The 794-nt window shown below is 33.8% G+C and carries 1 protein-coding gene; it reads left to right on the forward strand.

Translation table 11 applies throughout. The features are described from left to right. Positions 1-253 (forward strand): MarR family winged helix-turn-helix transcriptional regulator (locus E1171_RS23280; RefSeq protein WP_425509593.1); only part of this gene is annotated, 253 nt, incomplete at its 5' end. Positions 254-794 lie beyond the last annotated feature (541 nt).

Consider the following 794-nt stretch of genomic DNA (forward strand, 5'->3'; position numbering starts at 1 on the left):
GATCAAGGAACACATGTTAGATAAGATGTCTGATACTTCAAGAATTGTGGAAAGACTGCGTGCCAGTGGTTATGTATCCAAAACGCAATCGAGTGATGACCGAAGAGCTGCTAAAATCCATATATCTGAAAAAGGTCTTGAACTTTTAGAGGAGGCAGAGCCGCATGTACAAAGTTTTACTAAGCTATTCCAAACCCTTACAATGGAAGAAGCTCAATTATTTAATGAGTTATTGGATAAAATTCGCTCATAATATCTTTTCACTTCTACGCCTATCTTATAGTGTTTGATAAATTGGGGATTCCTGATTGTCGAAAGCTCTTGGTCATAATTGTACAAATTGTTGCAGATACGTTTTTGGTGAAGCTCTGGTAAAACTTAGATTTATTCTAATGAAAATTTAACTGAGTTTTAAATTGTAAATGCAAGAGTTTTGTGATTTGGCGAAGAGCTTTTTTGTTTTTAAAAGAAAGGTCCTATAGCAAAATATCATCTAAATAATGCAGGTGTCCTACCGATCAACCTTCCCATCTTCATACTTGACGATTATCCTCATCTTAAATTTCACAGCTTAAATTCTTTAGGTTAAAGCATCGGAATTTTTGCTCAAGAGAAAAGTCTTAGGTCAATATGCACCGTGGCCTTGCTATTTGCTCATTTACTTATGGTATGGGTTTCTGATATAATTTTATTTACTACAAAATTATATGTTAGAAAATATTGAAATGGCTTTCTCTGTTTCTCTCCGAATTATTGATGCTTTTTTTGGTCCTAAATTCCGATCTTTTTTTGAT

The organism is Xanthovirga aplysinae (assembly GCF_009711365.1).
Taxonomy (GTDB): domain Bacteria; phylum Bacteroidota; class Bacteroidia; order Cytophagales; family Cyclobacteriaceae; genus Xanthovirga; species Xanthovirga aplysinae.